The 2,082-nt window shown below is 68.2% G+C and carries 2 protein-coding genes; both read left to right on the top strand.

The window, feature by feature from the left end:
- Positions 1–1,536 (top strand): glycoside hydrolase family 43 protein (locus tag Aph01nite_RS40805; RefSeq protein ID WP_204046459.1); only part of this gene is annotated, 1,536 nt, incomplete at its 5' end.
- Between the two features lie 82 nt (positions 1,537–1,618).
- Positions 1,619–2,082, top strand: a 464-nt coding sequence (locus Aph01nite_RS40800) for an RICIN domain-containing protein (RefSeq protein WP_239162357.1), incomplete at its 3' end; no start/stop codon positions are given.

Raw genomic sequence — 2,082 nt, 5'->3', positions numbered from 1 at the left:
AGCGGCAACCCGACCCCGACGCCCACCCCGACCCCCGGCGGCACCTACACCAACCCGGTCGTCTGGCAGGACTTCGCCGACGGCGACATCATCCGGGTCGGCGACGCGTACTACTACTCGGCCTCCACGATGCACTACTCGCCGGGCGCGCCCATCCTGCGCTCCTACAACCTGGTCGACTGGGAGTACGCGGGCCACTCGGTCCCGCGCCTGGACTTCGATTCCAGCGCCTACGACCTCAGCGGCGGGCGGGCCTACGTGAAGGGCATCTGGGCCTCGACCCTGAACTACCGGCCGAGCAACAGCACCTACTACTGGATCGGCTGCACCGAGTTCAACCGCACCTACGTCTACACCGCCTCGGCCGTGGACGGCACGTGGACCAAGCGCGCGCGGATCAACAACTGCTACTACGACGCCGGCCTGCTGATCGACACCAACGACACCATGTACGTCGCCTACGGCAACGGCACGATCAGCGTCGCCCAGCTCTCGGCCGACGGCCTCAGCCAGGTCCGTGCCCAGCAGGTCTTCCAGACCCCCTCCAGCGTCGGCACCCTTGAGGGCGCGCGGTTCTACAAGCGCGGCAACTACTACTACATCTGGCTGACCCGCCCGGCCAACGGCCAGTACGTGCTCCGCTCGACCTCCCCGTGGGGTCCGTACGAGATGCGCCAGGTCCTGCTCAACATGCCCGGGCCCATCTCCGGCGGCGGCGTCCCCCACCAGGGCGGACTGGTCCAGACGCAGAACGGCGCCTGGTACTACATGTCGTTCGTCGACGCCTACCCCGGCGGACGGGTGCCCGCGCTGGCGCCCATCAACTGGAGCGGCGACGGCTGGCCGTCGGTCCAGACGGTCAACGGCGGCTGGGGCGTGAACTATCCCAGGCCCAACATCCAGACCAACCGGACCGTGGCCTCGATGATCGGCCCGGACACATTCACCGGCGGCACGCTCGGCCACCGCTGGGAGTGGAACCACAACCCCGACACGAGCCGCTTCTCCACCGGCAACGGGCTCCGGCTCCAGACCGCGACCGTCACCGGCGACCTGTACAACGCCCGCAACACGCTGACCCACCGCATCCAGGGCCCGTCGTCCACGGCGACGATCGAGCTGGACTACTCGGCGATGGCCAACGGCGACCGGGCCGGGCTGGCCATGCTCCGCGACTCCTCGGCCTGGATCGGCGTCAAACGCGACAACAACGCCTACCGCGTGGTGATGACCAACGGGCTGACCATGAACAGCAGCTGGGCGACCACGGGGACCGGCAGCGAGGCCGCGAGCGCGAACATCTCCGGCGGGCGGATCTGGCTGCGGGTCAACGCGGACGTCCGTCCGGGGTCGGGGCGGGTGGCGCGGTTCTCGTACAGCACCGACGGAAGCAATTTCACCGGCTTCGGACCGGCCTTCACGTTGAACAACGCCTGGCAGTTCTTCATGGGCTACCGCTACGGGATCTTCAACTACGCGAGCCAGGCCCTCGGCGGGTCGGTGACCGTACGCCGATTCGACCTGACCACCCCGTAACCGGGCTCCTTCGTCAGCGCAGACGACGGTCGCGCGCTCGCGCCGAAGGCGCGCGGCCATACCCCCCGAAAAGGAGAAAGTCTTGCATCCCAATCACAGAACGCCACGCCGGAAGGTGGCGGCCATCGTCGCGATGGTGACCACGCTCATGGCGGGCCTCCTGGTGGCGCTCGGCTCGACCGCCGCCAACGCGGCGACCGTCGACACATCCGCCTGGTACGTCCTGGTCAACCGCAACAGCGGCAAGGCCCTGGACGTCTACAACCTCTCCACCGCCGACGGCGGCCGGATCACCCAGTGGACCCGCAACAACCAGAATCAGCAGCAGTGGCAGTTCGTCGACTCCGGCGGCGGCTACTACCGCATCAAGTCCCGCCACTCCGGCAAGGTGCTCGACGTCTACAACTGGTCCACCGCCAACGGCGGCGCCATCGTGCAGTGGGCCGACGGCAACGGCACCAACCAGCAGTGGCGGCTGGCCGACTCCGCCAGCGGTTACGTCCGCTTCATCAGCCGCCACAGCAACAAGGTCCTGGAGGTCCAGGG

Origin of the sequence: Acrocarpospora phusangensis, assembly GCF_016862995.1 — a bacterium.
Classification (GTDB): Bacteria; Actinomycetota; Actinomycetes; order Streptosporangiales; family Streptosporangiaceae; genus Acrocarpospora; species Acrocarpospora phusangensis.
The sequence above is the reverse complement of the archived record's forward strand: the minus strand, read 5'-3'. Positions and strand labels throughout refer to the sequence as shown.